The organism is Croceibacterium soli, from assembly GCF_009828065.1.
Taxonomy (GTDB): Bacteria; Pseudomonadota; Alphaproteobacteria; order Sphingomonadales; family Sphingomonadaceae; genus Croceibacterium_B; species Croceibacterium_B soli.
Map to the genome: position 1 here is coordinate 519845 of NZ_WTYK01000001.1, position 26463 is coordinate 546307.

Sequence of the window (26463 nt, forward strand, 5' to 3'; positions counted from 1 at the left end):
GGACGAACGGGGTTCTTTTCGGGTTTCGCTCAGCTTGCGCTCTTCACCTTGGCCTGGAAGCTCTTCCGCAGCTTGGCCAGCTTGGGCGGGATCACCGCCAGGCAATAGGGGTTCCGCTGGCCTTCGCCGTCCCAGTATTCCTGGTGATAGTCCTCGGCCGGGTACCAGATCGCCGGGCCTTCGATCGTAGTGACGGCTGTGCCGTCGTGCTCCGCGTTCCAGCGCTGGATCGCCGCTTCGGCCTCCGCCCGCTGCGCCTCGTCGAGCGGGAAGATCGCGCTGCGGTACTGGGTGCCGACGTCGCCCCCCTGGCGGTTGAGTTGGCTGGGGTCGTGCGTGCCCATGAACACGTCGAGGATCTCGGCGTAAGTGATGACCTGCGGATCGTAAGTCACTCTGATCGCCTCGGCATGGCCCGTCTCGCCCGAGCAGACCTGCTTGTAGGTCGGTTCCGGCACGGTGCCGCCGATATAGCCGCTCTCGACCTGGCTCACGCCGATCACGTCGCGGAACACCGCTTCGGTGCACCAGAAGCAGCCCCCGGCAAGGATGGCGGTTTCGCTGTCGCTCATGGAAATGTCTCCTTCGCCGGGGGAGATAGGAAGCTGTCTCTCGCTTGTCATCGCCGGGCGTCAGGTTACCATGCCGGGTAAAGTCAAAAGGGAGAGGTTCCATGCCCCGTTCGATCCTAGCCGCCGCCGTCCTGGCCCTTGCCGTTCCCGCCGGCTTCGCCGCACCCGCTGCCGCTCAGGACGCGGCGGCGCAAACAGCGCTGGCGCAAGTCCTCGCCCACTCGCGCCGCGCCGAAGACCGCGCCCGCGACCAGCACCGCCACCCGGCCGAGACCCTCGCCTTCTTCAGGGTCGAGCCGGGGATGACAGTGGTCGACTACATGCCCGCCGGCGGCTGGTACTCGCGCGTGCTGATCCCCTACCTCGGCAGCCAGGGCACCTACATCGGCCTCAACCCGAAGCTCGACGACAGCCTGACCGGCTACTGGGACATGTACCGCGGCACGGCGGAGAAGCTGCCGGCGCAGGCGAAGGAGTGGACCGGCGGCGAGGGCGCGCGGGTTATCGGCGCTAACACCGACAGCGTGCCGGAGGAGCTCCACGGCACGGCCGACCGCTTCCTGATCTTCCGCGAGATCCACAACATGCGCCGCTTCGGCTGGCTGCACGACTCGCTTGTCACCGCGCGCAAGCTGCTGAAGGCCGACGGCCTGCTCGGCGTCGTCCAGCACCGCGCCAAGGCCGACGCTCCGGCCGAATACGTGCTCGGCGACAATGGGTACCAGCGGGAACAGGACGTGATCGCCCTGATGCAGGCTTACGGCTTTGAACTCGTCGAGCGCAGCGAGATCAACGCCAACCCGAAGGACCCGGCAAACTGGGAGACCGGCGTCTGGACCCTGCCGCCGTCCTACCGTGGCGCGGGCGAGAATGCCGCGCGCCGCGCCGAGCTCGACGCGATCGGGGAAAGCGACCGCATGACTCTGCTGTTCCGCAAGCGCGCGTGATGGACTTCGCGCGCCCGCGACCCTAACTGGCGCGCATGGACACGATCGCCGTCGCCGCACTGCAGCTCCAGCTCAATCTCGAGCAGGAGCAGGACAACATCGCCGCCGTCTCCGCGCTGGTGGAGGAAGCCGCCGGGAAGGGCGCGCACATCGTGCTGCCGCCGGAGCTGTTCTCCGGCGGGTACTTCTGCCGCGAGGAGCACGACCGGTTCTGGGCGCTCGCCCGCCCGACCGCCGAGCACCCGTCGGTCCTCGCGATGCAGGAGCTGGCGAAAGCGCTCAAGGTGGCGATCCCGACCAGCTTTTTCGAGAAGGACGGGCAGCACTACTACAACACGATGGCGATGATCTCCGAAGCGGGCGAGATCCTCGGCATCTATCGTAAGAGCCACATCCCCGACGGGCCGGGGTACGAGGAGAAGTTCTATTTCCGCCCCGGCAACACCGGGTTCAAGGTTTGGGACGTTTGCGGCGTGCGCATCGGCGTCGGCATCTGCTGGGACCAGTGGTACCCGGAAAGCGCCCGCGTCATGGCGCTGATGGGCGCCGAGCTGCTGTTCTATCCAACCGCGATCGGCTCCGAGCCGACGGACGCGGATTTCGATACCAGCCGCATGTGGCGCCGCGCGATGGTCGGCCACGCGGTCAGCAACTGCATGCCGGTGATCGCCGCCAACCGCATCGGCTGCGAGGCCGGGCAGACGTTCTACGGCCACAGCTTCATCACCAACGAATGGGGCGACCGCCTGGCGGAGTTCGAGCGCGAGGAAACCGGCGCGCTGGTCGCCGAGCTCGACCTGGCCGAAGCGCGCAAGCACCGCGCCAGCATGGGCTTCTTCCGCGACCGCCGCCCGCAGCTCTACGGCCGGATTTGCGAGGATATCTGATCCATCCACATTGGGAGCCCACTTTCAGCCGTTCGTGGTGAGCTTGTCGAACCACGCGAGCGCGGCGCTCCCGTCCTTCGACAAGCTCAGGACGAACGGAAGATGGATCACGGAAAAGGCGTGGCCGGCCCTTCCGGCCAGGAGCATTTGTACACGCGCAACGCGCGGCTAAGCGGAGTCCAATGCCCACCGCCAACGCACACCGGTACCTGATCGCCCTCGGCTCGAACGTCCGCCACCCAAGGCACGGGCGGCCGCAGGACGTGCTCTCCGCCGCGCTGGAGCGGCTAGGGGGGGAGGGCCTGAAGATCGCCGCCTCCGCACCCGCCATTGCCAGCGATCCGATCGGCCCCTCGATCCGCCGCTACGCCAACTCCGCGGTGATCGTCGAAACCCCGCTCGATCCGTCCGCGCTCCTCGCGTTGCTCAAGCGCATCGAGCGCGAATTCGGCCGCCGCCCGGGCGGACAGCGCTGGCGGGCCCGCGTGCTCGACCTCGACATCGTGCTGTGGAGCGGGGGTCCTTACGTCGACCGGACTCTCACCATCCCGCATAGGCTGTTCCGCGAACGCGACTTCGTACTCCGTCCGGCAAGCGCGATCGCACCGCAGTGGCGCGACCCCGTCAGCGGCCTGACGCTCCGCCAGCTCCATGCGCGCTTGACCCGCCGCGGACCGCTCCCTAGGTGACCCGCGTGGTCGGGCCCTTAGCTCAGTCGGTAGAGCAACTGACTTTTAATCAGTAGGTCGCTGGTTCGAACCCAGCAGGGCTCACCACTCCTTTGCCGGGACTAGATGTCCTCCCGGTCGCCGTCGTCCACCAGGCCTTCGATGGATTCATCGTCGTCTTCGGCATCGATGTAGTCGAGCGGGTTGAGGCCGAGCTCGGCCGCCACTTCGAGCTGGGTCGCGGCCACGACCACTTCCCCGTCTTCCAGCTCGATGACGGTGGTGCCTTCCTCCTCGCCCAGGGTGAGCCGGACCACTTCCTCCGAATCGATGTCGATGTCGTCGCCGTCGGGCGTGTCGAAATTCACTCGAACCATCTCGCGCTCCTCATCTGGACCCCGAACGAACCCCGATCTCCTGCGGTCGTTCCACGCAGGCGAGATTTCCGCGCTTGCTCTGCAGAGGAGCGGGGAAACGGCTTGCGCTCCGGTAATGCTGCAGTGCAGTGGAGCGGCATGCGAATAGCCGTCATCGACGAAAGCGCCAGCCGCGCCTCGATCATCGAGGAAGGCCTTTCTGAGATGCCGGAGAGCGAGATCTTCGTGCTGACGCAGCGCCACGGCCTGCTCGCCCAGCTCGACGCGATCGGGCCGGACATCGTGCTTATCGACCTCGGCAATCCCTCGCGCGACGTGCTGGAGGAATACTTCGCCGTCAGCCGGGCACTATCCCGCCCGATCGCCATGTTCGTGGACGAATCGGATGACGACGCGATCGCCGCTTCGATCGACGCCGGCGTCTCCGCCTATGTCGTGGACGGGCTGGCGGCGAACCGCATCCGGCCGCTGCTGGACCTCGCCATCAAGCGCTTCAACGCGTTCGCCAGGCTGCAGGCGGACCTCGCCGAGGCCAAGGGCAAGCTGGCCGAGCGCGAGGCGGTCGACAGGGCCAAGCGCATTCTTATGCAGAGCAAGGGCGTCACCGAGCCGGAGGCCTATGGCGAGCTCCGCCGCAAGGCGATGAGCACCAACCGGCGCATCGCCGAAATCGCAGAGGCGGTCGTAACCGCCCACGAGCTGCTAGGCCCGACGGGAGAGGCGAAATGACCGAAGAGCTGACGATCGGCTTCCTGCCGCTTGTCGATGCCTGCCTGCCGATCCTGGCGCACGAGCACGGGTTCGCCGAGGAGGAGGGACTCGCCCTGCGGTTCCAGCGCGACGTGAGCTGGGCGAGCGTGCTCGACCGCCTGCTCTACGGCCACACCGATGCGGCGCATCTGATCGCGCCGCTGGCGATCGCCACGACGCTCGGGCGCGGGCGGCCCGCCCAGCCGCTGGCGACGCCGTTCGTGCTCGGGCTCAACGGCAATGCCGTGACGTTCTCGACCGAGCTGGCGGGCAAAGTCGCGGAGCCCGGGCGCTTGGCCGACCCGGTCGCGCTGGGCGGCGCGCTGGCGGAGGAGGCGCAGGCGCGCAAGAGGGTCGGGCGCCCGCTGCGTTTCGGCGTGGTGCACCGCTATTCGAGCCACAACTACATGCTCCGCTACTGGCTGGCGGCCTCCGGCATCCGGCCGGACGAGGACGTCGAGATCGTCACCGTGGCCCCGCCGTTCGTGGCCGACGCGATGGCGGCCGGCGAGATCGACGGCGCCTGTGTCGGCGAGCCCTGGAACAGCACCGCCGTCTCGCGCGGGGTCGGCGTGATCGTGCTCGCCACCGCGCAGATCTGGCGCCGCGGGGTCGAGAAAGTGCTCGCGTTCCGCGCGCCGGTGCTCGAGGCGCGGCGCGAAGCGGCAGAGAAGCTGATCCGCGCGATGCGCAAGGCCGGCGAGCACTTCATCGATCCGGGGAACTGGGACACCAACGCCGCGATTCTCGCCCGTCCCGAGTACATCGGCGCCGATCCGGCGCTGATCCTGGCGGCCATTTCCGACCGCTTGATCCTGACCGGCGATTCGGCGCCGGTCCACTATCCGGACTTCATGTTCCAGCACCGGGAGGCCGCGAACTTCCCCTGGGTGAGCCAGGCGGAGTGGCTATATACCCAGCTCGTCCGCTGGGACCGCCTGCCCTTTTTACCCGCCGACGCCGAAGCGGCGGCGCGGGTGTTCCGCCCCGACGTCTACCGCAGCGCCCTTGCCGGCACGGGCGACCTGCTGCCCGGAGCCAGCTCCAAAGTCGAAGGCAGCCTGGCGCAGCTCACGGCGGTGACCGCCCAGCAAGGCGCGATGGTCCTGTCCGCCAACACTTTCTTCGACGGGCGCAGCTTCGACCCCGACGACCTGCAGGGCTACATCGCCTCCTTCGCATAAGCGGAATCTTTGCTGCACTGCAAAAAACGTCTTTACGGCAATGTGACGAATCGGTTACTCAGGCGGCGAACGGAGGCCGCTTCCAGCGTCGGGAAGCAGCGGCGCCTCCATCGACTTTGAGACATTGCGTGGCAACGAAGCCGCCCGAACTGGCCCCCTCGCGGGACCTGTTTCGAGGCGGCTTTTTCGCGTTTGCCACCCAGCAAGGGGCGTTTCGCGGCAGTGGACCGGTACGGATCAGCGAGTGGCGAAGGAAACGATCAGCGCGATCGCCAGCACCGTGCTGACGATCTGCCAGAAGCGTTCCGGGTCGCGCTCGATCAGCGGCCGGCCGCGCAGCTTGGCGACTTTCAGCATCGGCCCGCCACCCTCGAGCGCTCGGAGCAGCTCCACGACATCCCCGAAGCGCGCCTCCCGGTCCGGCTGGATCGCGGTGAGCACGGCGTCATCGAGCCAGCTCGGGATTTCCGGGCGGTGGCGCGAAGGCAGCGGCGGGCGGCCGAAGCGGGGGCGCTGGAACGCCTCCTGCTCGCCGTAAGGCCACTTGCCGGTGAGCCAACGGTAGAGCGTAACCCCGAGCGCGAACTGGTCGGTCAGGGCGTCCCCGGCGTGGCCTTCGAACTGCTCGGGCGCCATGTAGCCAGACGTGCCGGGGATCTCGTCACCGTGGAAATCCTCGACCCGCGGCAGGCGCGCGACGCCGAGGTCGATCAGCTTGAGACCGCCGCCCGCCGTGAGCATAACGTTCTCCGGCTTGATGTCGCGGTGGATCACCTCGAGCCGGTGCAGCGCGGCGACGCCGCGGGTCAGCGCGACGGCGGCCTCCAGCGCCGCCTCGAGCGAGGGCAGCCCGCGTTCGAGCCGCGCGGCCATCGTCTCGCCCTCCAGCAGCGGCTGGACGCAGTAGAGCGCGGTCTGCCGCTCCGGACGGACCGGGTGGGCGGCGAGCACGTATGGGCTGGAGACCCGCTGGGCCAGCAGCAGCTCGCGGGCGAAAGCGAGCCGCACGGCGCGGGCGGACAGCGCATTGGGGCGCGGGAACTTGAGCACGACTTTGCTGCCGTCCTCGCTGTCCACGGCGGTCATCAGGATGGCGTAGCGGCCCTCGCTCAGCACGCGTTCGACGCGGAAGCCGTCGATGCTCGCGCCGAGCGGCGGCGGGGCGGCGATCGGCAGGCCCGCCAGGCCGGCCAGGATGCCATCGTGGTCGGGCTCCGGCAGGCGAACGACGTCGATCACCAGCGCGGTCGCATTGTCCCTTCCGCCGGCCTTGTGCGCCGCTTCGACCAGTTCTTCGGCAGTGGCTTCGGCGGAAGCCTGCCGCTCCAGCAGCGCGGCGATCCGGCCGGCCGAGAGCGGGCCGTGGACCCCGTCCGTTGTCAGCACCAGCCGGTCGTGCTCGGCGAGCTCGACGGTCGTGTGGTCGAGCCGCAGTTCGCCTTCCATGCCCAGCGCACGGATCAGAACGTGGCGCAAGTCCGGCTCGGGCCGGACATGGTCGGTCGTCAGGCAGGTCAGCCGTCCGCCGGAGAAGCGCCAGGCGCGGCTGTCGCCGACATGGACCAGGTGCGCGCGGCGGCCGCGCAGCGCCATTGCGGTCAGCGTCGTCGCGCTGTTGGCCATCGTTTCGCCGCGCCCTTGCGCGTGCAGCCAGCGGTTGAAGGCGGCGAGCGGCATGTGCATCGCCCGCGCCGGTCCGAGCGTGTCGGGCACTTCGTAGAACCCCTCGACAAGCGCGCGAACCGCCAGCTCCGCCGCCGCACGCCCGGCGCGGCCGCCGCTGACGCCATCCGCCACGGCAGCAATCACGCCGTGGCGCGCCCGCTCCAGCGCCGTGCCGAGATGCACGCCGCCGAAATCCTGGTTGTCCTCACGCGGTCCTGTGGCCGTCGCGAAGCCGGCCGCAAGCACGAGTTCGCCCGTCTGACGCATTCGACCCAAATCCTTCCTCACACGTGCGCAACGCCCGTACGCGCGAGGATCGCCCCGCTCCAAATTCCGTCAAGCCCTCGAAGGATCTCCGCATGAACAAGAGCTTCTGGAAATCGGGCCACAACCCGACCCTGCTTGCCGCATTCCTCTATTTCGACGTGTCGTTCATGGTCTGGGTCATGCTCGGGCCGTTGGCGCCGATCATCTCGCAGGAGCTGGGCCTCGACCCGGCGCAGAAAGGCCTGATGGTCGCGGTGCCGACGCTCGCCGGGGCGCTGCTGCGGCTGGTCAACGGCGTGCTGGTCGACAGCATCGGCCCGAAGACGACCGGCGCGCTCAACCAGCTCATCGTCATCGCCGGGCTGCTGTTCGGCTGGTGGTTCGGGATCGACAGCTTCGCCGGCACGCTCGCTCTCGGCGTGATCCTCGGCTTCGCGGGCGCCAGCTTCGCGGTGGCCCTGCCGCTGGCCAGCCGCTGGTACCCGCCCGAGCACCAGGGCAAGGCCATGGGCCTCGCCGGAATGGGCAACTCGGGCACCGTGCTCGCCGCGCTGTTCGCGCCGCTGCTCGCCAAGCTGTTCGGCTGGAACGCCGTGCTCGGCCTGGCGGTCATCCCGCTCACGGTGATCTTCGCTTTCTACCTCGTCGCGGCGAAGGACAGCCCCGACCAGCCGGCGCGCAAGTCTTTCGGCGCTTATGCCGAAGTGCTCAAGGACAAGGACGCCTGGTGGTTCATGCTGTTCTACGGCGTGACCTTCGGCGGGTTCGTCGGCCTGTCGAGCTCGCTGTCGATCTGGTTCTCGGACAGCTTCGCCCTCAACCCGGTCACCGCCGGCTACTGCACCGCCGCCTGCGTCTTCATGGGCTCGCTGGTCCGCCCGATCGGCGGCGCGCTGGCCGACCGGTTCGGCGGCATCCGCACCCTCACCGCCGTCTACATCCTCGCCGCGATCACCCTGGCCACCATCAGCACGGGGCCGGCCACCCTGCCGATCGCACTGGCGCTGTTCATCTTCGTGATGGGCATCCTGGGCGTCGGCAACGGCGCGGTGTTCCAGCTCGTGCCGCAGCGCTTCCGCAAGGAAATCGGCGTGATGACCGGGCTGGTCGGCTTCGCCGGCGGCGTGGGCGGGTTCTATCTCGCCTCCTCGCTCGGTCTGGCGGAGAAGTACACCGGCAGCTCTTCGGCCGGGTTCCTGATCTTCGCCGCTCTCGCCCTCGTCGCGCTCGCCGGGCTCACGGCGGTGAAGGGCCGGTGGCGGACCACATGGGGCGCGGCGCTGCACGGCGCGCGCATCTGAGGTAGCGGGAGAGGATGTCCGAAAGGCGCGCAATCCAAACAGACGCGCCGGAGGACATATGAGGAAAGCAGCAACCGCCGCCCTGTGCGGGCTCGCCATACCGGCCCTGTTCGCCGGACAAGCCAGGGCCCAGGATCTCGGCGCACCCGTGGAACTGGCCGATGGGGTGAGCCTTGACCCGATCTTCGCCGCGCGCCTGCGCTACGAGACGGTCGACCAGGACGGCATGGCCGAAAGCGCCGAGGCCCTGACCCTGCGCATGAGGCTGGGCGCGGAGCTGAAGCTGGCGGGCGGTTTCGCGCTGCTCGCCGAGGGCGAAGGCACGCTGGCGCTGGCGGACCGCTACAACGACACGCTGCCCCGCAACGGCCTGGAGCCGTTCCCGGTCGTCGCCGATCCGGAAAGCCTCGAGCTCAACCGCCTGCAGGTATCGTGGGCCAGGAACGGCAGCGGGGTCACTCTGGGCCGCCAGCGCATCGTGCTCGACGACGCCCGCTTCGTCGGCAACGTCGGCTGGCGGCAAAACGAGCAGACTTTCGATGCCGTGCGCGGCCAGACAAAGCTGGGTCCGCTGGCGCTCGACGCGACCTATGCGATTTCGCAGCGCACGGTCTTCGGTTCGGACAGCCCGAACGGCCATTTCGACGGCGACATCGTGCTGCTGAACGGCGGCCTCGACCTTCGGGTTTTCGACGTGAAGGCCTTCGCGTACCTGATCGACTACGACACGCGGATCGCCTTCTCGAGCCAGACTTACGGCGTCCTCGCGACAGGGGAGATCGCGCTGCCGGCGGTCGGCAAGCTCAGCGGCCAGGCCAGCTACGCGCGCCAGACCGACTACGGATCCAACCCGGTCAGCTACGGCGCGGACTTTTGGAGCGCCCAACTCGGCATCGGCCTGCTCGGCTTCACGCTCACCGCCGGCCACGAGGAACTCGGCAGCGACGGTGGGACCACCGCGTTCCAGACCCCGCTCGCCACACTCCACGCCTTCAACGGGTGGGCCGACATGTTCCTGACCACCCCGCCGCAAGGCCTGCGCGACACATACGTGGGCATCGCCCGCTCCATCGCCGTGCCGTTCCTGCCCGGATTGAAGGCCGACCTCACCTGGCACGAGTTCGACAGCGATTTCGGCGCGCTCCATTACGGCAGCGAGTGGAACGCCTCGCTCGGCTTCAAGATCGGGCCGCTGGCCTTGCTGGCGAAGTACGCGAACTACGACGCGGACCAATTCGCGCGAGATACCAGCAAGTTCTGGCTGCAGGCCGAAGCCAGCTTCTAACGCCGAAACGCCCCACCAATCTATGCTGCACTGCAAAAAGGCCTTGCCGCCAGGGCCGCGAATCAGATAGACAAGCTTCAACGCAGCATTCGCCCCGCCCACCGATGGACGGAACAGAGCGAACCCGCGAACAGCAACACAGCGTGGCAACGACGCCGCCAGTCTCTCCCCTCCCGGGGTACGGCTTGGCGGCTTTTTTGCGTGCGCGACTGGCCCGGAGGGACAGACGAAGTGAACGCACAGACGAGTTTCGACAAGGCGCAGCCCTTGCGCGAAAGACTGCCCGAAAAACTGGTGGTCATCGGCAATGGCATGGCCGGTTGCCGCGCGGTGGAGGAGATCCTGGCGCGCGATCCCGGCCGCTTTGCGGTCACGATCTTCGGCGCCGAGCCGCGGGTGAACTACAACCGGATCATGCTTTCTCCGGTGCTCGCCGGCGAGAAGACTTTCGACGAGATCGTCATCAACACCGCCGAGTGGTACGCCGAGAACGGTGTCGAGCTGATCGCCGGCGATCCGGTCGACCACATCGACCGTGAACGCAAGACGGTCGTCAGCCGCTCCGGCCGCGTAGAGCCTTACGACAGGCTGCTGATCGCCACCGGCTCCGATCCGTTCATCATCCCCGTCCCCGGCCGCGACCTGCCGGGCGTGGTCACGTTCCGCGACCTGGACGATGTCGACAAGATGCTCGCCGCGGCGGAACAGGGCGGCGACGCCGTGGTGATCGGCGGCGGCCTGCTGGGGCTCGAAGCGGCGCACGGCCTTTCGCTGCGCGGGATGAAAGTGACGGTCATCCACCTGATGCCGACGCTGATGGAACGCCAGCTCGACGAAGCCGCAGGCTGGCTGCTGAAGCAGGAACTCGAACGGCGCGGCCAGACGATCCTGACCGGTGCCGATACCGCGGAGATCGTCGCCAAGGACGGGCACGTCGGCGGCGTGCGGCTGAAGGACGGGCGCCAGATTCCCGCCGACATTGTCGTGATGGCGGTCGGCATCCGCCCGGCGACGATGCTGGCCAAGACCGGCGGCATCGAGTGCGAGCGCGGCATCCTGGTCGACGACCACATGGTCACGTCCGACCCGGACGTGCTGGCGGTAGGCGAATGCGTCCAGCATCGCGGCCAGTGCTACGGCCTCGTCGCGCCACTGTGGGAGATGTGCCGCGCGCTGGCCGATCACCTGACCGAACAGAAGCTCGACGGTTCTGGCGGCTATCAGGGTTCGGTAACCGCCACCAAGCTCAAGGTTTCCGGCATCGACGTGTTCTCGGCCGGCGATTTCTCCGGCGGGGATGACGGCGAGGACATCGTCATGCGCGACGCGGCACGCGGCGTGTACAAGCGCCTGGTCCTTCGCAACAACCGCATCATCGGCGCGGTGCTCTATGGCGATACCGCCGACGGCAACTGGTACTTCGACCTCCTGAAGAAAGAGGAAGACGTTTCCGACATCCGCGAAGGGCTGATCTTCGGTCAGGCTTTCGCTCTCGGCGCGGGGGCCCTCGCGGACCCTAATGCCGCCGTTGCCGCCCTCTCGGACGACGCAGAAATCTGCGGCTGCAACGGCGTAACCAAGGGCAAGGTCGTCCAGTGCATCCTCGGCGGCGCGGCCAGCCTCGACGCGGTCCGCTCCGGCTGCAAAGCCTCGGCCAGCTGCGGCTCGTGCACCGGGCTGGTCGAAAGCCTGCTGGCGCTGACGCTCGGCGACGAGGTCCAGGCCGGAGCGAAAACCATGTGCAAGTGCACCAGCTTCGGCCACGACGACGTCCGCCGCCTGATCCTGGAGAAGGAGCTGCGGGCGATCCCGCAGGTCATGCAGGAACTGCACTGGACCACGCCCGATGGCTGCGCCTCGTGCCGTCCGGCGCTCAACTACTACCTGCTGTGCGCCTGGCCCGGCGAGTACGAGGACGATCAGAAGAGCCGCTTCGTCAACGAACGGCTCCACGCCAACATCCAGAAGGACGGCACCTATTCGGTGGTCCCGCGCATGTGGGGCGGCCTCACCAACCCGCGCGAGCTGCGCGCGATCGCCGACGTGGTCGAGAAGTACGACGCGCCGATGGTCAAGGTCACCGGCGGCCAGCGGCTCGACATCTTCGGGATCAGGAAGGAGGATCTGCCCGCCGTCTGGGCCGACCTCAACGCCGCCGGGATGGTCTCCGGCCACGCTTACGGCAAGTCGCTGCGGACGGTGAAGACATGCGTCGGCAGCGAATGGTGCCGATTCGGCACGCAGGATTCCACCGGCCTCGGCGTTACCATCGAACGGATGACCTGGGGCAGCTGGATGCCGCACAAGTTCAAGATCGCGGTCAGCGGCTGCCCGCGGAACTGCGCCGAAGCGACGATCAAGGACTTCGGCATCGTCTGCGTGGACTCCGGTTACGAACTGCACGTCGGCGGCAACGGCGGGATCAAGGTCCGCGCGACCGACTTCCTCTGCAAAGTCGCCACCGAGGAAGAGGCGCTGGAACACTGCGCGGCGTTCATCCAGCTCTACCGCGAACAGGCTCATTACCTGGAACGCACCGCGCCGTGGATCGAACGCGTCGGCCTGGACCACGTCAAGCGCGCAATGTTCGACGATCCCGAGGCGGTGAAGCGGCTCGCGGCGCGGTTCCGCTACTCGCAGACTTTCATGCAGGACGATCCCTGGGCGAAGCGCGCGGCCGGCGACCGCAGCGATCTTCACAGCCACCTTGCGACAGTCGTTCCGGCCCCAACGGAGTACGCATAAATGCAGGCTAAATGGCTCGACATCGGCCCGGTCACCCAGATCGAACCGGGCATGGCCGCCACCCTGCCGGTGATCGGCGGCGACGAGATCGCCGTGTTCCACACGATGCGCGGCGAGTTCTACGCGCTCGTCAACAAGTGCCCGCATAAGCAGGGCCCGCTGAGCCAGGGCATCGTCCACGGCGACAGCGTCACCTGCCCGCTGCACAACTGGAAAATCTCGCTGCGCAGCGGCGAAGCCCTGGGCGACGACGAAGGCTGCGTTCCCACGATCCCGGTGAAGGTTGACGCCGGGCGGATCTACCTGCTGCGCGAGGCTGTGGTGCCGGCGAAAGCCGCCCTGCAGGCGGAGGCGGCGTGAAGGCAGCGTCCCAAATCCTCCCCGGGACGGGGAGGGGGACCGCGCGGAGCGTGGTGGAGGGGGCCCGCGGCCAATCGCGACCTTGCGCCGAACGGAGAACCCCCTCCGTCAGCGGCTGCGCCGCTGCCACCTCCCCGTCCCGGGGAGGATTTGAGTGAAAACCATCCGCACCACCTGTGCCTACTGCGGCGTCGGCTGCGGGATCGCGGCCACCGTCACCGGCGAGCGCCAGGTCACCATCGCCGGCGACCCGGAGCACCCGGCGAACCGCGGCAGGCTGTGCTCCAAAGGCACGCACCTCGGCGAAACGGTCGGGCTCCAGGGGCGCCTGCTGCACCCGGAGATCGCTGGAAAGCGCGCAAGCTGGGACAAGGCCATCCGCCAGGTCGCCCGCAAGTTCGCCGACACGATCGCCCGCTACGGGCCGGACAGCGTGGCGTTCTACGTCTCCGGCCAGTTGCTGACCGAGGACTACTACGTCGCGAACAAGCTGATGAAGGGCTTCATCGGCAGCGCCAACATCGACACCAATTCGCGCCTGTGCATGTCCAGCGCCGTCGCCGGGCATACCCGCGCCTTCGGTGAGGACGTGGTCCCGGCGAGCTACGAGGATCTCGACCAGGCGGACCTGATCGTCCTGGTCGGCTCCAACACCGCATGGTGCCACCCGGTCGTCTACCAGCGGATCATGGCCGCCCGGGCCGAGCGCGGGGCGAAGCTGGTGGTCATCGACCCCCGCCGGACCGAGACTTGCGACGAAGCCGACATCCACCTCCAGCTCCGCCCCGGCAGCGACGTGGCGCTGATGAAGGGCCTGCTGGCCCATTGCCGCGACGCGGGCGTTCTCGACGCCGCGTTTCTCGATGCGAGCGTCGCCGCGCCGGAAGGCTTCTGGGAGGCGCTCGGCGAAGGCAACGACCTCTGGTCGACCGCCGCCGCCTGCGACCTTCCGCCGGCGGACCTGCGGGCGTTCTACGAGCTGTTCGCGCGCCATCCGCGCACCGTCACCATGTTCAGCCAGGGCATCAACCAGTCGGTCCGCGGCACGGACCAGGTGAACGCGATCATCAACGTCCACCTCGCTACGGGCCGCATCGGCAAGCCCGGCGCGGCGCCGTTCTCGATCACCGGGCAGCCCAATGCGATGGGCGGGCGCGAAGTCGGCGGGCTCGCCTCGACCCTCGCCGCGCACATGGATTTCGCGCCGGAGAACGTGGACACGGTGCGCCGCTTCTGGGCTGCACCCCGGATCGCCGACAAGCCCGGGCTGAAGGCAGTCGACCTGTTCCGACAGGTCCGCGAAGGGCGGGTAAAGGCCCTGTGGGTCATGGCGACCAACCCTGCCGTCTCGCTGCCCGATGCCGGACTCGTGCGCGAGGCGCTGGCCGCCTGCCCGTTCGTCGTCGTGTCGGACTGCATCGCCGACACCGACACCTCGCGCTTCGCCCATGTGAAGCTGCCCGCGGCCGGCTGGGGCGAGAAGGACGGCACCGTCACCAACAGCGAGCGCACGATCAGCCGCCAGCGCGCGCTGTTCCCGCTCGCCGGTGAGGCCAAGCCGGACTGGTGGATCATGACCCAAGTGGCCCGCGAGATGGGCTGGGCCGACGCCTTCGGCTACGAGAGCGGCGCCGACATCTATCGCGAGCACGCCCGGCTCTCGACCTACCAGAACGGCGGCAAGCGCCTGTTCGACATCGGCGAGCACGGCGCGATCACCAACTGCGATTACGACGCGATGGAGCCGTTCCGCTGGGGCGGCACGCCGTTCGCCGACGGCCGCTTCCCGGCACCGGGCGGCAAGGCGCGGCTGGTGGCCGTGGAGCAGCGGCCGCTGGACGATGTGCTGCCGAAATGGCCGCTGACGCTCAACACCGGGCGCTACCGCGACCAGTGGCACACGATGACCCGCACCGGTCTTTCGCCCAGGCTGTCGCAGCACCGCCGCGAGCCGCTGGCCGAGATCCATCCGAAGGACGCCGAGGCGCATGGCATAGCCGACGGCGACCTGGTCCGCGTCTCGACTCCGCAAGGCGAGAGCGTCTTCCGCGCCGCGCTCACCGAAAGCCAGCGCCGCGGCGAGATCTTCACCCCGATCCACTGGACCGACCGCCAGTCGAGCGGCGGGCGCACCGGGCTCCTGCCGCAGCCGCTGGTCGATCCCCATTCAGGGCAACCCGGCTTCAAGGCGACGCCTGCCCGGATGGAGAAGCTGGCCGTGGAGTGGCGCGGCTTCCTGATCGCCCGCTCGGTGCCGGACAGCATTCCAACCGCCTACTTCACCAAGGTCCGCGTCGGCGAAGGCTGGCTGGTCGAACTCGCCGGCACCGGCGATCCCGCCACCCTGGCCAAGGCGCTGCTCCCGAAGGGCGAGCGGGTCGAGATCATCGACGGCGGCCTCGGCGGGCTGCGCGTGGCGGTGCTCGCCGAAGGGCGCATGAGCGCCGCGCTCTACGTCACCCGCACCGGGCGCCTGCCGGATCGCGAGTGGCTGATCGCCCAGCTCGCGGCGGCCGATGCGGCCTCGTCGGTCGAGCTGCTGGCCGGCCGTTCCGCCACGCCGCAGCCCGATCGCGGGCCGATCGTCTGCGCCTGCTTCGATGTCGGCATGAACACGATCGTCGAGGCGATCGCCAGCCAGCGGCTGGTGAGCGTCGAAGCGGTCGGCGCGGCGCTTTCGGCGGGGACCAACTGTGGCTCCTGCAAGCCGGCGATCCGGCGCCTGATCGGCGAGACGAAGGAGGCAGCCCATGTCCGATGAATTCGCACCCGGCACCGTATGGCTCGTCGGCGCTGGTCCCGGCGATCCCGAGCTGCTGACCCGCAAGGCCGAGCGGCTGATCGGGGAGGCCAGCGTGGTGTTCCACGACGCGCTCGTCGGCCCCGGCGTGCTCGACCTCGTGCCGCCCGGCGTGCGGCGGGTCTCAGTCGGCAAGCGCTCCGGCCGCCATTCGAAGGACCAGCGCACGATCGACGAGCTGATCGTCGAAGCCGCGCTTGCCGGAGAACGTGTCGTCCGACTCAAGGGCGGCGACCCGGCGATCTTCGGCCGCGCGACCGAGGAGCTGACCGCCTGCCATGCCGCCGGCGTTCCGGTGCGGATCTGCCCCGGCGTGACCGCCGCCAGCGCCGCCGCCGCCGACCTGGGCCTCTCGCTGACCCTGCGCGGCCTCGCCCGCCGTCTGACGTTCGTCACTGCGCACACAGTCAAAGGCGAAGTCGTCGGGCTCGACTGGCAGGCGCTGGCCGATCCAGAGGCGACCCTGGCCGTCTACATGGGCAAAGCCGCCGCGCCGCAGATTGCCGCAGGCCTGGTCGCCGCAGGCCTGCCGGCGGACACGCCGGTCGCGCTGATCGAGAACGCCAGCCTGCCTGGGCGCAGACACCTGCGCACCACGCTCGGCCTCCTGCCGCTGGCGGCGAGAAGCGCGCTGGGCGACGGCCCCGCCGTGATCCTGATCGGCCGCGCCTTGCAGGATCTGCCCTATCCGAAGCCGTCCAGCCCTGCTTTGGCGCACCGGGCATGTTCGCGGTCAGGCTTCTGATCGGGATTCGTCCTGCCGGATCGAGATCGTCGACCAGGCGCCGCCTGCGGCCTCCGGCGACTAGGCCGGCATCGTGCCCGCAGTGGTCGTGCGGTACATCTCGCGGCGATAGCCGTCGTAGTCGTTCGGCCCCAGGTGCATCGTCGTGCGGTTGTCCCACAGGGCGACCATGCCCGGTTCCCAGCGCAGCCGGCAAGTGAAGGCGTGCTGGGTGGTGTGCGCCACCAGGAAGTCGATCAGCGGCTTGGCCTCGTGCGTGGTCATGCCCTCGATGCCGGCGGCATAAGTGTCGCAGATGTAGAGCGATTCCTCGCCGGTCTCGGGATGCGTGCGGACCAGCGGATGATAGCTGCCGCGCTTGCCCTGCTCGAACTGCTCCTCGTCGGCGAAGCTGATCGCCTTGCCCATCAGCTTTTCCTGGGTCGCATAGTTGTTCGCGGCGCTCATCCACACCCGCAGGGGGCGCAGCATGTCCTGGTAGGTCTTGCTGAGGTGGCGGAACGCCAGCGCACAGTTGGTCCAGCTCGTGTCGCCGCCATAAGGCGGGCCCTCGACTTGCCGCAGGGTGGTGATCGCCGGCGGTTCGGGCAGGAACGGGCTGTCGGTGTGCCAGCCGCCGCCGAACAGGCTTGCGGCTTTCGTGTCCGCTTCCTTGATGATCGGGTGCACGTCACGGTGTCCGGGCACGCCCTGGGTGTAGGCGTCGACCGCGAACGGGCCCAGCCGCGCTCCGAACGCCTCGTGCTCCGCATGGGTCAGGTGCTGGCCCTTCAGAAACAGCATCTTGTGGTGGTAGAGCGCGCGCTTGAAGTCTTCGAACCCCGCGTCGGAAAGCTCCGGCAGGCGCACGCCGACCACTTCCGCACCCATCGCCGAAGTCAGCGGGCGCGTTTCGAAGTGCGCGCTTTCGAACGGATGGTTGTCGAACTCCCCGCAAGGCGTGACGCGAACTTCCCACATCTGGTGTGCTCCTCTCGTCTGCGGTGATGCCGGGACTTGGATGGAAAGGGAAGGGGGGCCCGCCCTCATCCAACTTCGGCTAGGCAACAAGTTGCCAAGCCTCCGTATCCTTCTCCCACAAGTGGGAGAAGAAGTTGGAGAGGCGCTGCGCCGTTCCTTCTCCCACTGGTGGGAGAAGGATAGCGTAGGTTGCCAGCTTGCTGGCTACCGAAGCTTGGATGAGGGCTCCTTTACTAAAGCTCTATCACAGTCTTCGAAAAGCTCTCCGGCCCCCAGGCGTGAGCGTAAGCCTCTTTCGCCTGCTCGAACTTGAAGCGCGCGCCGATCAGAGGCTCGATGCCATTCACGTCGATGGCGGCGTTGAGCCGCCGGGCCATCGCTGCCGAGCCGACGAAGATGCCGCGCATGGTCCCGGCGCTCATCATCAGCGCGCGCGGGTTGGGTCCGCCTTCCGGCGCCAGTACGCCGATCATGGCGACTTCCCCGTGGGTCCGCAGCGCCGTCATCGACTGTTCGGCCGTCCCGGCCCCGCCGACTTCGACCACTTTGTCCACCCCGCCGAGGTGCTGCGCGATCCACGCGCCCCATTCCGGGTGCGTCTTGTAGTTGACCGTGTGCTTGGCGCCGAGCCCGCGGATCCGCTCCAGCTTCTCGTCGGAGGACGACGTGGCGATCACCTCGCACCCGCTCGCCCGGGCGATCTGCAGCGCCAGCATGGAGACGCCGCCCGAGCCGAGCACCAGCACGCGCATGCCGGGCAGCAGCGGGCGCGGCCCTTCGTGCAGCGCGTTCCAGGCGGTGACGCCGGCGCAGGGCAGGCAGGCCGCCTGCCCATGGTCGAGGCTCTCCGCCATCGGCACCACGCCGCTTTCCGGCAGCACGACCAGCTCCGCCAAAGTGCCCGGCGCCATTCCGTCGCCGAGGGCCGGACCCATGCGGTGCGGGCCATCCTCCCAGGTCGTGAAAAACGCGCTCTGCACCCGGTCGCCTTCCTTGAAGCGGGTCACCCCAGGGCCGACGGCCGCGACCACGCCGGCGCCGTCCGACAGCGGCACCGCCGGCTGCTTCAGCGCGCCGCCGAAGTACTTCCCCGCCGCCACGGCGAAGTCGCGGTAGTTGATCGACCAGGCGAGCATCTGGATCAGCACTTCGCCGGGCCCGGGTGTGGGGTCGGGCAGTTCCTCCAGATAGAGCTTGTCGAAGCCGTCGGAGCCGGCGGGAAGCATCCATGCGCGCATTGTCTTGTCTCCAGGATCAGGTAAGGTCGATGTCGGGGTTCCAGGCCACTTCCCAGAGGTGGCCGTCAGGATCGGCGAAGTACGCGGTGTAGCCGCCCCAGAAGGCATCGCCTGGCTGCTTCAGGGGCTGGGCTCCGGCGGCGATCGCTTCGGCGAAGACCGCATCGACGGCTTCCTTGCTCGGCACGTTGTGCGCCAGGGAGATGCCGCAGAACCCGCTTCCTTCGGGCGAAATGCCGGCGTCGGCGGCGAGTTCCTCGCGCGGCCAGATGGCCAGCAGCATGTTGCCCTCCAGCCGGAAGAACACGACGCCCGCTTCGGGATCGTGGTTCTCGGTCGGCAGGCCTAGGCCGTCACGATAAAACCGCAGGCTGCGGTCGAGGTCCGCGACGCCGAGCGTGATCAGGCTGACCTTGGCCTTCACGAGTGTTCGCGGCCGTCGCCGCCCCAGGTCCGCAGGCCCGGCTGGGTCCTGTCCTCGCTGGCGAGCGCCGCCTGCACCGCCGGCCGGTCCGAAACGCTCTCCCGCCAGCGCACGAGGTTCGGATAGTTGGCGTTCACCTCGAACTGCGGGAACATGCGGTCGACCATCATCCCGCAGTGGGAATAGAAGTTGATGTCGGCCAGCGTGTACTGGTCGCCCGCGAGATAGGCCGTCTCGCCGAGCTGCTTCTCCACCTTCTCCAGCGCGTATCCGATCTTCTCGAGCGCGTGGTCGAGGTCCTTCTGCTCGAAGCCGGAGCGGGCCTGGGTCCACTTCTTGCGCTGGTCGGGCAGAGGGACGTGGCTCATCAGCTCCTCGAACTTGCCGTCCTCGATGCTGCCGGCGACGACCCGCACCAGCCGGTGCCAGCCGTGCATGGAGACGTAGTTCATCACCTGCTCGTCGACGAACTTGTTCCAGTAGCGCATCCGCGCCGCGCCGACAGGGCTACGCGGCCGCAGCGGCCCGGAAGCCGGCTGGGCGTCGGGAAAGGCGTCCTCCAGGTACTCGTTGATTACCGTGGTGTGGGTCACGATCGTGCCGTCGTGATCGAGCACCGGCACTTGCCCCTCGGGATTGATCGCCAGGAACCAGTCCTGGTGCTGTTCGAACTTGTGCAGGTCGACGTAGACGCTCTCGTAAGCGAGGCCCTTCTCCTTGAGCGGGATCATCGACTTGAGCGAGTTCGCCATCGGCTCGGCGTGATAGTACTTCAGGGGCATCGCGCTTCTCCTAAACTTCAAGCGACTCCAGCACTCCGCCGTCGACGGCCCAGTCCTGGCCGGTCACGTGGCTGGCGGCGTCCGACAGCAGAAACGCAGCGACTTCGGCGAGCTCTTCCGGCCCGCCCATCCGCCGCTGGGGAATGCGCTGCTCGATCTTGCCCTGCTGCTCCGCGGGAATGCGTTCGAGCGCCTCGGTGCGGATGAAGCCGGGAATGATGCAGTTGGCGCGAACATTGTGCGGCGCCATCTCCACCGCGATCGCCCGCGTAAGCCCGAGCACCCCGTGCTTGCTGGCGACATAGGCCGGGTTCATCGCCATGCCGCGCTTGCTGGCCATGCTGCCGGTGACGAGGATCGTGCCATTCCTCGCCGCGATCATCGAAGGCAGCACTTTCTGGATCGCCCAGAACACGGATGTGAGGTTCACGCGGACGGTTTCCTCGAACACCGCGGGATCGAACGCCACCGCCGGGGTGAACCCGCCGGTCAGCCCGGCATTGGCGAACAGCCCATGGATCGGTCCGTTCTGCTCCACCGCGGCGTCGAGCGCCTTGTCCAGCTGGTCCTTGTCGCCGACGTCCGCTGCGGCCCACGCGGTCCTGCCGCCGATCGCCTGCTTGGCTTCCTCCAGCTTGTCCGCGCGGCGCGCGATCAGCGTCAGCGTGGCCCCGCGCTTCGCCAGCAGCTGTGCGGTGACGAGCCCGATCCCGCTCGAAGCCCCGGTCACGGCGATATGCTGCCCGCTGAAATCCACTATGCCTCTCCTCTCACGAACGCCGCCCATTTCGGCGCGTCCGGGTGGTCGTTCTCGTCCGGCGACCAGATCGTCTCGAGCCGCCGCCGTGCTTCGGCCTCGTCCATTCCCCGCTCCCGGTTCCAGCGGTAGAAGAACGCGGAGACGCGCCAATTCATCACGCAGTGCACGTGGACCGGCTGGTCCTCGGCTGCCAGCGTTTCGGCGAACAGGCGGTAATGCGCCTCCTCCGGCGCGTCGAACGGCACGGGAATGTGCGTGTAGCGCAGCCCTGCCTCGGCCATCGCCGCGTCCGGGTCGGGCAGCGCTTCCGGATGGCCCGGCATCGCCAGGTTGATCACGTGGCGGACGCCGATCGCCGCCAGCCGTGCCGGGTCGCCTTCCTGCAGCCGACCCGATGTGGTGACGCGGTCGGACAGGCGCAGGAAGTTGCGAATGTCGTCCGGATCGTTCTCCATCGTCCACCCCTCCCGTTCGTGGTGAGCCTGTCGAACCACAAACGTCGCGCCAGGTCTGCCCTTCGACACGCTCAGGGCGACCGGATATTGGTTAACTCAGCCCCAACACCCGCGCGGCGTTGTCCTTCATGATCCCCGGCATCACCTCGTCGCGGAAGCCCACTTCCTTCGCCGCGGCGATCCACTTGTCCGGGTGGATCAGCGGGAAGTCGCTGCCGAACAGCATCTTATGCTTGAGCTGGGTGTTGGCGTACTGGATCACCTGCTTGGGGAAGTACTTGGGGCTCCAGCCGGAAAGGTCGATGAATACGTTGTCCTTGTGCAGCGCCATCGACAGGCTCTGGTCGACCCAGGGCCAGCTCGGGTGGGCCAGGATGATCTTCATGTCGGGGAAGTCGACCGCGACATCGTCGATCAGCATCGGCTCGCCATACTTCAGGCGCATGCCACCGCCGCCGCGCATGCCGGTGCCCATGCCCGAATGGCCGGTGTGGAAGATCACCGGCAGCTTGTACTCGTTGATGACCTCGTAGATCGGGTAGGCCATCCGGTCGGCCGGGTGCGCGTTCTGCGCGATGCCGTGGAACTTGAAGCCTTTCACCCCGAAGTTCTCCACCAGGTCGCGCGCCTCGCGGGCGCCGTATTTGCCCTTGTGCGGATCGATGCTGGCGAACGCCATGCAGATGTCGTCGTTCTTCGCCGCCTGCTCCGCCACTTCGTAGTTCGACACGCGCTTGGCGCCCATCGCGCTTTCGGCGTCGACGGTGAACAGGCACAGCGCGATGTTCGTCTCGCGGTAGAGCTCGATGATCTCGGGCATCTTCGGCCGCTCGCGCGGGGCGCGGAAATAGGCGCTGGCGGCATCGAAGAACTTGCCCATCACCGGGTCTTCCGGGTCGTGGCAGGAAACCTCCGCATGCACGTGGACGTCGATGGCGCGGATCTTGGCGAGGTCGATGGGCAAGAGGTGTCCCCAGACAGAAAATACTATCGTGTCGTATCCGACACACTTTTTCCACTCGTCACCCTGAACTTGGTTCAGGGTCCATTTGGCCGCACGCGCGGCCCTGTCGGTTCGCGCGCCAAGCTCGCCTGTGGTGCCCGATCGGCGGGACCGGAGCTAACCGCACGATGGACCCTGAAACGAGTTCAGGGTGACGAAGGTTGGAGGAAAGGGGGCGGCGATCTACCGCCCCGCAGTTCCCATTACAGCTTGATCAGCACCGACTTGGTTTCGAGGTAGGCCTCGAGCCCGAGGCGGCCCTGTTCGTGGCCGATGCCGCTTTCCTTGTAGCCGCCGAAGGGCAGCGCCGGGTCGATCATCGCGTGGCAGTTGCCCCACACGGTGCCCGCCTTCAGCTTGCTGGCGATCTTGTGCAGCGCGCTGACGTCCTTGGTCCACACGCCGGCGGCGAGGCCGTACTGCGTGTCATTGGCGTCCCGCACCACTTCGTCGAGGTCTTCGAAGCGCTGCGCCACCACGACGGGGCCGAAGATCTCCTCGCGAACGACGCTCATCTGCGGGTTCACGTCGGTAAGGATCGTCGGGTTGACGTAGTAGCCGCCGTCGCTGGCCGGGGCGTCGCCGCCCATCAGCACGCTGGCGCCGTCGCGCTTGCCGGCGTCGATATAGCCGAGCACCCGCTCATGCTGTTCCTTGGAGACCAGCGGGCCCATGTGGCCTTCGGGATCGAGCGAGGCGCGCGGAGCCCAGAAGTCGGCCGTGGCGGCCATGCCTTCCACGACCTGGTCGAACACGCTCTTGTGCGCGTAGAGACGGCTGCCGGCGACGCAGACCTGGCCCGAGTTGAAGAAGATCGCGCCCGCCACGCCCGGAGCGGTGCTGGCGACATCGACGTCGGGCATCACCACCACCGGGCTCTTGCCGCCCAGTTCAAGCGTGACGTGCTTGAGCGTTTCGGTGGCGTTGCGGTTGATCAGCTTGCCGATCTCGGTCGAACCGGTGAAGGCCACCTTGTCGACGTCGGGGTGCTTGACCATGCGGTCGCCCGCGGTGTGGCCATAGCCGGTGACGATGTTGACCACGCCGGCCGGCACGCCGGCTTCGTGGATGAGGTCGGCCAGGCGCAGCGCGGTGAGGCTGGTCTGCTCGGCCGGCTTCAGTACCGTGGTGCAGCCGGCGGCGATGGCCGGAGCGATCTTGAGGCAGGCCATCAGCAGCGGGAAGTTCCACGGCACGATCTGCGCGCAGACGCCGACCGGCTCCTTCAGCGTGTAGGCGAACATCATCCCACCCGGCATCGAGTAGGGCGCCTGCGTCTCGCCGCCGATCTTGCCGGCCCAGCCGGCCATGTAGCGGAAGTGCGCGGCGGCGCCGGGCACGTCGACCACGCCGGCCATGCCCTTGGGCTTGCCCACGTCGATCGCTTCGAGCTCGGCCAGCTCGTCGGCATGCGCGTCGATCAGGTCGGCGATCTTGTGCATGATCTTCTCGCGCGCGATCGGCGGCAGTTCGCGCCAGCGGCCGTCGTCGAACGCGGTGCGCGCGGCCGCGACCGCGCGGTCGATGTCCTTGTCGGTCGCTTCGACGACTTGCGCGATAACCTTGCCCGAGGAGGGATCCTCCACGTCGATGGTCGCGCCGCCCGAGCTGTCGACCCATTCGCCGTTGATGTAGAGCTGCGGCGCGCGTGCCAGCGCCGCCTTCACGGCGGGCGAATATTCGCGCTGCGTGCGGTTGATGGTGGTGACTTCGTTCATGGTGTGAGGCTCCTTTCCCGAGCGAATCCCTTGGTTGACTTAATCTTTAGCAGACGCGCGGCGGCTGGCGCCAGCGCATGCGACCGTAACGTCCGTTACAATCCCCTGGACGCAGTGTCTAATCCTCATGAGCGGCCCTGCCGTTCGAGCGCCTTGTCCTCGTTCGCCCGCTTGATCACGTACTGGCGGACGGCTTCGATCTGCTCGCGCGTCAGCGACGGGGCGAAGCTGACCATGCCATTATCCTTGAGCGCGCCATCGTGGACGATGGCCATCCAGGTGTCGCGGTTCTCCAGGGCCGGGCTGCGCCGGAGATCCGGCAGCACGGTCGAACCGACCGCCGCATCGTTGTGGCACTGGCTGCAATAGCGGCCGAAGCTGTAGCTGCCCGATGCGACTTGCGCCTCGGTTCCGCGAAACGGCGGCGGGTCGAGCGGCCTGTCCTGCGCCGGGGGCGGCGGCGGGAGCTTGGCCGATCCGCCGAGCTTGAACACCAGCAGGCGCGAGACGTTCGGGAGCGGCCGCTCCTGTCCTGATAGGATGCCGCTGGGGGAAAGCGGCCACACGCCGCCATATCCCGCCAGCAGCGCGACGTACTGTTCCCCGTTCACTGTGTAGGTGACCGGAGGAGCGATGATCCCGGTCTGGGCGTGGAACGACCACAGCTCGCGGCCGTCGTTCGCGGCATAAGCGATGAAGTTCCCTTGGGCATTGCCCTGGAACACCAATCCGCCACCGGTGGAGAGCAGGCCGCCGTTCCACGGCCCCGAATGCGGCACGCGCCAGCGTTCGCTCTGCGTTACCGGGTCCCAGGCGATCAGCGCGCCCTTGGTTGCTTCCCTGGCGGCCTGGCGGACCGCGGGATCCGCCGGCATGGCTGCTGCAGCGAGATCCAGTCCGGTGTTCATCCCGCGCTTGCGGTCCGGCTTCCAGCCGGCTTCGGGGAAGTAGGGGAAGGCGGCCTCGATCGCCGGAATATAGACCAGCCCTTCGTTCGGGTTGAACGCCATCGGGTGCCAGGAGTGACCTCCGGCCGCGCCGGGCGTGCCGATGAACGGCTGGCCGGTCTTGTCGAAGCGCGCTTCGGGCAGCACGATCGGCCGTCCGGTCGCCATGTCGATCCCGCTGGTCCAGTTCTGCGGCACGTAGTTGTCTGCGCTGATCAGCTCGCCCGTCGCGCGGTCGAGCACATAGAAGAACCCGTTTTTGGGCGCCTGCATCAGCACCTGCCGGGTGCGGCCGCCGATCTCCAGGTCCGCCAGCATGATGTGTTGGGTGGCGGTGAAGTCCCAGGTCTCGGCCGGCGTGGTCTGGTAGTGCCAGACGTACTCCCCGGTGTCCGGCCGGATCGCCACGATCGAGGAAAGGTAGAGGTTGTCCCCGCCGCCGGGCGAGCGGTACGCCTGGTTCCACGGCGTGCCGTTGCCGACGCCGATGTACAGCAGGTCGAGCGCCGGGTCGTAGGCCATGGCGTCCCACACCGTGCCGCCGCCGCCGAGCTCCCACCATTCGCCGGTCCAGGTCGCCCGCGCCTTCGCGAGGTATTCCGGTTCGCTGCCGGTTTCGTCTGGCGCGCCGGGCACGGTGTAGAACCGCCAGAGCTGCTCGCCGTTCGTGGCGTCGTAGGCGGAGACATAGCCGCGCACGCCGAACTCCGCGCCGCTGTTGCCGATGATGACTTTGCCGTCGATCACCCGCGGGGCCCCGGTGATCGTATAAGGCTGGTCCCGGTCCACCGTCACCTTCGACCAGACTTCCTTGCCCGTATCGCGGTCGAGCGCGACCAGCCGGCCGTCCAGCGTGCCCATGAAAAGCCGGTCGCCCCAGGCCGCCATTCCGCGGTTGACCACGTCGCAGCAGGCTTTCGGCGCGACTTCGCCCGGCACTTCGGGATCGTAGGCCCACTTCGGCGCACCGGTGGCGGCGTCGTATGCCTTCACCTTGCTCCAGGCGGTGGTGATGTAGATCGTCCCGTCGATCACCAGCGGCGTGCCTTCCTGCCCGCGTGCTGTGTCGAGGTCGGCGAACCAGGCGAGGCCGAGATCGCCGACATTCTCTTCATTGATCTGGTCGAGCGGGCTGTAGCGCTGCTCCGAATAGTCGCGGCCGTAAGTGATCCAATTGGCCGTGTCGGCGGCGGCATTGGCCAGCCGGGCGGCATCGATCCCGCCTTCAGCTGCTGTGTCGACCCCGCCTTCGGGTGCGTTGTCCTTGCACCCGGCCAGCGCCAGGGCAGCACACGCCGCAACGAACCATCTCGAACGCGCCATATCCCCTCCCAAGGGCGGGCCGAAGCCCCGACGATTGTGCCGGCATTTTTGTATGCCTTGCTTACGGTTACCCCGCGGGTGCGGTCAAGCGGCTCCGCGGCACCCGTCGTCCCGGGCCTGACCCGGGACCGCTGGCCGCCAGGTCCGTCGTTGATTGCCGGCGGTCCCGGATCAAGTCCGGGACGACGATCGCAGATTGTCGGTTGCCGCCGCAGGGCGAAGCGGCTTATGAAACCGCCGTCAGTCGAGCGCGAGCCCGCGTTATGACCCTGGCTTGAGATCAGCTCTTAGCCACGACAG

General features: G+C 68.0%; 24 protein-coding genes and 1 tRNA gene. 12 read left to right on the plus strand and 13 right to left on the minus strand.

Going from position 1 to position 26463, the window contains the following annotated elements; genetic code table 11:
• Window positions 1-29: 29 nt before the first annotated feature.
• Window positions 30-572, minus strand: a complete 543-nt coding sequence (gene msrA / locus GRI75_RS02465; RefSeq protein ID WP_160745333.1) for a peptide-methionine (S)-S-oxide reductase MsrA — start codon at window positions 570-572, stop codon at window positions 30-32.
• 101 nt (window positions 573-673) lie between these two features.
• Between msrA and GRI75_RS02470 the strand changes: the two genes are divergently transcribed.
• Window positions 674-1519: a class I SAM-dependent methyltransferase gene (locus tag GRI75_RS02470; protein WP_160745334.1), complete on the plus strand. Its 846-nt coding sequence runs from the start codon at window positions 674-676 to the stop codon at window positions 1517-1519.
• A 35-nt stretch (window positions 1520-1554) separates the two neighbouring features.
• On the plus strand, window positions 1555-2406 hold the full coding sequence (gene aguB, locus GRI75_RS02475; RefSeq protein ID WP_160745335.1) for an N-carbamoylputrescine amidase: 852 nt from the start codon (window positions 1555-1557) through the stop codon (window positions 2404-2406).
• A 24-nt stretch (window positions 2407-2430) separates the two neighbouring features.
• Here the strand turns inward: aguB and GRI75_RS14665 are convergent, their stop codons facing one another.
• Complete coding sequence (locus tag GRI75_RS14665; protein ID WP_268891480.1) at window positions 2431-2553, minus strand: hypothetical protein; 123 nt, start codon at window positions 2551-2553, stop codon at window positions 2431-2433.
• Between the two features lie 35 nt (window positions 2554-2588).
• Between GRI75_RS14665 and folK the strand changes: the two genes are divergently transcribed.
• Entirely contained in the window at window positions 2589-3095 is a 507-nt protein-coding gene (gene folK / locus GRI75_RS02480) for a 2-amino-4-hydroxy-6-hydroxymethyldihydropteridine diphosphokinase (protein ID WP_160745336.1), read from the plus strand.
• Between the two features lie 11 nt (window positions 3096-3106).
• A tRNA-Lys gene (locus GRI75_RS02485) sits at window positions 3107-3182 on the plus strand.
• Between the two features lie 14 nt (window positions 3183-3196).
• Here the strand turns inward: GRI75_RS02485 and GRI75_RS02490 are convergent.
• The gene (locus GRI75_RS02490) at window positions 3197-3451 is read right to left on the minus strand and encodes a hypothetical protein (RefSeq protein ID WP_160745337.1); all 255 of its coding nucleotides are present in this window, start codon (window positions 3449-3451) and stop codon (window positions 3197-3199) included.
• 138 nt (window positions 3452-3589) lie between these two features.
• Here GRI75_RS02490 and GRI75_RS02495 point away from each other — a divergent pair, with 138 nt between their 5' ends.
• Window positions 3590-4180, plus strand: coding sequence for an ANTAR domain-containing response regulator (locus GRI75_RS02495; RefSeq protein WP_160745338.1), 591 nt, complete (start codon window positions 3590-3592; stop codon window positions 4178-4180).
• Window positions 4177-5385 (plus strand): ABC transporter substrate-binding protein, encoded by a 1209-nt coding sequence (locus GRI75_RS02500; protein ID WP_160745339.1) that lies wholly within the window; start codon window positions 4177-4179, stop codon window positions 5383-5385. Before GRI75_RS02495 ends, GRI75_RS02500 begins: the two co-directional genes overlap by 4 nt.
• 237 nt (window positions 5386-5622) lie before the next feature.
• Here GRI75_RS02500 and GRI75_RS02505 read toward each other — a convergent pair whose 3' ends face one another.
• Complete coding sequence (locus tag GRI75_RS02505; protein ID WP_160745340.1) at window positions 5623-7317, minus strand: bifunctional protein-serine/threonine kinase/phosphatase; 1695 nt, start codon at window positions 7315-7317, stop codon at window positions 5623-5625.
• Window positions 7318-7409: 92 nt separating this feature from the next.
• Here GRI75_RS02505 and GRI75_RS02510 point away from each other — a divergent pair, with 92 nt between their 5' ends.
• The 6 genes from GRI75_RS02510 to cobA all read left to right on the plus strand — a co-directional run bounded on the left by GRI75_RS02510 (window position 7410) and on the right by cobA (window position 16553).
• Entirely contained in the window at window positions 7410-8618 is a 1209-nt protein-coding gene (locus GRI75_RS02510) for an MFS transporter (RefSeq protein WP_160745341.1), read from the plus strand.
• A 58-nt stretch (window positions 8619-8676) separates the two neighbouring features.
• Window positions 8677-9903, plus strand: coding sequence for an alginate export family protein (locus GRI75_RS02515; RefSeq protein WP_160745342.1), 1227 nt, complete (start codon window positions 8677-8679; stop codon window positions 9901-9903).
• Between the two features lie 231 nt (window positions 9904-10134).
• On the plus strand, window positions 10135-12648 hold the full coding sequence (nirB, locus tag GRI75_RS02520; RefSeq protein ID WP_160745343.1) for a nitrite reductase large subunit NirB: 2514 nt from the start codon (window positions 10135-10137) through the stop codon (window positions 12646-12648).
• Complete coding sequence (nirD, locus tag GRI75_RS02525; protein ID WP_160745344.1) at window positions 12649-13008, plus strand: nitrite reductase small subunit NirD; 360 nt, start codon at window positions 12649-12651, stop codon at window positions 13006-13008.
• 154 nt (window positions 13009-13162) lie between these two features.
• Window positions 13163-15769 carry a molybdopterin-dependent oxidoreductase gene (locus GRI75_RS02530; protein ID WP_160745345.1) on the plus strand — a complete coding sequence of 869 codons (2607 nt, stop codon included), beginning with the start codon at window positions 13163-13165 and terminating at the stop codon, window positions 15767-15769.
• A complete protein-coding gene (gene cobA, locus GRI75_RS02535) occupies window positions 15759-16553 on the plus strand; it encodes a uroporphyrinogen-III C-methyltransferase (protein ID WP_160745346.1) in 795 nt (264 codons plus the stop codon). Before GRI75_RS02530 ends, cobA begins: the two co-directional genes overlap by 11 nt.
• Window positions 16554-16613: 60 nt before the next feature.
• On the opposite strand, the gene GRI75_RS02540 is transcribed toward cobA, so the two are convergent.
• From GRI75_RS02540 to GRI75_RS02580, 9 genes are all read right to left on the minus strand, one after another.
• Window positions 16614-17513, minus strand: coding sequence for a TauD/TfdA dioxygenase family protein (locus tag GRI75_RS02540; protein WP_160745347.1), 900 nt, complete (start codon window positions 17511-17513; stop codon window positions 16614-16616).
• 233 nt (window positions 17514-17746) lie between these two features.
• Window positions 17747-18751, minus strand: a complete 1005-nt coding sequence (locus GRI75_RS02545; protein WP_160745348.1) for a zinc-dependent alcohol dehydrogenase family protein — start codon at window positions 18749-18751, stop codon at window positions 17747-17749.
• A gap of 16 nt (window positions 18752-18767) precedes the next feature.
• Window positions 18768-19175 (minus strand): VOC family protein, encoded by a 408-nt coding sequence (locus GRI75_RS02550; RefSeq protein ID WP_160745349.1) that lies wholly within the window; start codon window positions 19173-19175, stop codon window positions 18768-18770.
• On the minus strand, window positions 19172-19957 hold the full coding sequence (locus GRI75_RS02555; protein ID WP_160745350.1) for a glutathione S-transferase family protein: 786 nt from the start codon (window positions 19955-19957) through the stop codon (window positions 19172-19174). The genes GRI75_RS02550 and GRI75_RS02555 overlap by 4 nt, the downstream gene beginning before the upstream one ends.
• Before the next feature lie 10 nt (window positions 19958-19967).
• Window positions 19968-20714, minus strand: coding sequence for an SDR family NAD(P)-dependent oxidoreductase (locus tag GRI75_RS02560; RefSeq protein ID WP_328597912.1), 747 nt, complete (start codon window positions 20712-20714; stop codon window positions 19968-19970).
• Window positions 20714-21172: a protein tyrosine phosphatase family protein gene (locus tag GRI75_RS02565; protein WP_160745351.1), complete on the minus strand. Its 459-nt coding sequence runs from the start codon at window positions 21170-21172 to the stop codon at window positions 20714-20716. The genes GRI75_RS02560 and GRI75_RS02565 overlap by 1 nt, the downstream gene beginning before the upstream one ends.
• Before the next feature lie 91 nt (window positions 21173-21263).
• Window positions 21264-22136, minus strand: coding sequence for an amidohydrolase family protein (locus tag GRI75_RS02570; protein WP_160745352.1), 873 nt, complete (start codon window positions 22134-22136; stop codon window positions 21264-21266).
• Window positions 22137-22378: 242 nt separating this feature from the next.
• Window positions 22379-23893, minus strand: a complete 1515-nt coding sequence (locus tag GRI75_RS02575; RefSeq protein WP_160745353.1) for an aldehyde dehydrogenase family protein — start codon at window positions 23891-23893, stop codon at window positions 22379-22381.
• A 125-nt stretch (window positions 23894-24018) separates the two neighbouring features.
• Window positions 24019-26163: a PQQ-dependent dehydrogenase, methanol/ethanol family gene (locus tag GRI75_RS02580; RefSeq protein WP_160745354.1), complete on the minus strand. Its 2145-nt coding sequence runs from the start codon at window positions 26161-26163 to the stop codon at window positions 24019-24021.
• Between the last annotated feature and the right edge of the window lie 300 nt (window positions 26164-26463).